The following is a 2,600-nucleotide window of genomic DNA, read 5'->3' as shown; positions in this document are numbered from 1 at the left end:
TATTTCCTGGAGGCGATCGGCCGGCCCCATGCCGGGATGGTGGTGATGTGGGCGGGCGTGCTGCTCGACGCGCTGCTGAACTGGCTGCTGATGTTCGGCCCGTTCGGCCTGCCGATGCTGGGGGCGCAGGGGGCGGCGCTGTCCACCTCGATCACCCGCTGGGTCGGGGCTGCCGCGCTGATCGGCTATGCGCTCAGCTTCAAGGGTCATGCCCGCTACGGCGTGCGCGGCAGGCTTGGGCCGGTCTGGCCGGTGCGCCGCCAGCTCCTGCGCCTGGGCCTGCCGTTCGCCGCCTCGCAGGGGCTGGAAAGCAGCGCCTTCCAGTTCATCCTGGTGATGGCGGGCTGGCTCGGCACCGTGCAGCTGGCAGCGCACCAGGCGGTGATGAACCTGAACGCGCTGTTCTACATGCTGACCCTGGGCGTGGCGACGGCCACCTCGGTGCGGGTGGGCCATGCGGTGGGCAGGGGTGCCAGTGAGCAGGTGGCGCGCGCCGGCTGGGTCGGGGTCGCCATCGGCCTGACCATCATGCTGTGCTTCTTGCCGTTCATCCTGGGGCTGCGCCTGCCGATCGGCTGGCTCTATGCCGCCGACCCGCTGGTGGTGGCGGCGATCGCCACGGCCCTGCTGGTGGTCGGCCCGACCATGCTGGTGGACAGCGGCCAGGGCATCGTCACCGCCGCGCTGCGCGGTACCGGCGACACCTGGGTCCCCACCGCGATCCATGTGAGCTGCTTCTGGCCGGCCATGGTCGGCTCGGCCTGGCTGATGGCGTTTCCAGCCGGATTCGGCCTGATCGGGCTGTGGCTGGGCTTGCTGATCGGGCTGGCCCTCGCATTTCTCTGTCTGAGCCTGCGCTTTGCCGGGCGCACCCGCCGCATCGACCAACTGGCACGAGCAACATGACCGAGCTTCCCCGCCTCTTCGACCGGCGGGCCGTGCACCGCAACCGCATCCGCGCGCTGGCCGACCGGGAATATCAGCCGTTCCTCCTGGACGAGGTGGCCGACCGGCTGGTGGAGCGGCTGAGCGAGATCCGCCGGCCGTTTCCCCGGGTCCTGGAGCTGGGCAGCTGGCGCGGCCGGATGGCCGACCTGCTGCGGGTGGCAGGGCTGGGGCGGGACGTCATCGTGGCGCTCGATCCGGTGGCCGATGCCCTGGATGCAGGGCCCGGGCTGAAGGTCCAGGCCGAGCCGGAAGCGCTGCCGTTCGCCGACGAGAGCTTCGACCTCGTGGTGAGCGCGCTGGCGCTGCATCATGTCGACGATTTGCCGGGCGTGCTCCTCCAGCTGCGCCGGATCCTGGCACCCGACGGGCTGATGCTGCTGGCGCTCCTGGGCGGCGAGAGCCTGTTCGAGCTGCGCAGCGCGCTCATGCAGGCCGAGCTGGACATCAAGGGCGGCGCGGCCATGCGGGTGGCCCCCTTCGTCGATATCCGTGATGCGGCTGCACTCCTGCAGCGGGCGGGGCTGGCCCTGCCGGTGGCGGATGTCGACCGCATCACCGTGTCCTACCCCGACGCGCTGGCGCTGCTGCACGAGCTGCAGTCGATGGGCGAGGGCGGGGCCCTGCTGGAACGGCCGAGAGGCCTGTTCCGCCGCGACCTGCTCCTGCGCGCCGCCGCGATCTACGGGGAACAGTTCGCCCGGGCCGATGGCCGGGTGATCGCCAGCTTCGACATCCTGCATCTGTCCGGCTGGAAGCCGCACGAGAGCCAGCAGCAGCCGGCACGACGCGGCAGCGGCCAGATCCGGCTCGCTGCCGCGATGGGGGTGCCGGTCGAGGTCCTGGAGGGGAAGGCTCCGCCCCGGGACCGCGACCCGGACGATCAGGCCGGCTGAGGCAGCCTGTCCGGTGCGGGTGCGTCCATGCGCTGGCCGATCCAGCCCACCGCATAACCCAGCACGGCCCAGAAGATCGCCTGGCTGACCAGCGAGGCGCTGACGAACTCCGCCGCGAGCTCGGGCGGGACGGCGCCGCCATGGATGCCGGCGGCCGGCGAGCCGATCACGTGCGGCAGGGCGAGCGCCACGATGCCCAGCAGGGCCAGGAGGCTGCGGCCGGAGAGCAGGATCAATGCCAGGCCGGCGGCGGTGAGGCCGGCGGTCATCAGCCACCAGGCCTGCCGCGCGGCCAGGTCCGCGGTCACCGCACCCGGCACTTCCGGAGCCAGGCCCAGCGAGGGCGCCAGGGTGAAGGTGGCAAAGCCGGCGATACCCCAGAGCAGGCCGCGCTGCGGCGTGAAGCCATGGCCGGCCAGGGTCATGGCGCCGGCCAGCAGCAGGCCGAAGCCGGCCCCGGTGACGAGGTTCGCGACGAGCGTGGAGAGCCGCCGCTCGAGCGAGACAGGCTCGGGCTCGCCCGGCAGGGCCGCGGGCTCGCCGACCGTGGAGTGGGCGAGGACCAGAAGGCTGCCATCGAGGCGGGCCTCAGGCCCATGATCGTGGACGTCGCCGGTTTCGTAGACCTCGGCCGCGACGATCAGCGGGATCGTGGTGAAGGCCTGGACGAAGGTGACGAGCAGGCCGGCGAAGAGGCCGGCGCCGATGCCGGTCAGCACGACACGGCGGAACATGCTGAGCATCGCGCGCGGGCTCCGT

Annotated in this window: 3 protein-coding genes; 2 read left to right on the top strand and 1 reads right to left on the bottom strand. The window is 72.1% G+C overall.

Translation table 11 applies throughout. The features are described 5' to 3' along the window. Both VNS22_RS21900 and VNS22_RS21895 read left to right on the top strand, forming a co-directional pair. Positions 1–906: MATE family efflux transporter (locus VNS22_RS21900; protein ID WP_325736260.1), on the top strand; the 906-nt coding region annotated here is incomplete at its 5' end. Beyond that, the gene (locus tag VNS22_RS21895) at positions 903–1,841 is read left to right on the top strand and encodes a class I SAM-dependent methyltransferase (protein WP_325736258.1); all 939 of its coding nucleotides are present in this window, start codon (positions 903–905) and stop codon (positions 1,839–1,841) included. The genes VNS22_RS21900 and VNS22_RS21895, both read left to right, overlap by 4 nt. Here the strand turns inward: VNS22_RS21895 and VNS22_RS21890 are convergent. Continuing rightward, positions 1,829–2,600: CbtA family protein (locus VNS22_RS21890; protein WP_325736256.1), on the bottom strand; the 772-nt coding region annotated here is incomplete at its 5' end. The genes VNS22_RS21895 and VNS22_RS21890 overlap by 13 nt on opposite strands.

It is taken from the genome of Geminicoccus sp. (genome assembly GCF_035556675.1).
In the GTDB taxonomy this organism is placed as follows: domain Bacteria; phylum Pseudomonadota; class Alphaproteobacteria; order Geminicoccales; family Geminicoccaceae; genus Geminicoccus.
The sequence above is the reverse complement of the archived record's forward strand: the minus strand, read 5'-3'. Positions and strand labels throughout refer to the sequence as shown.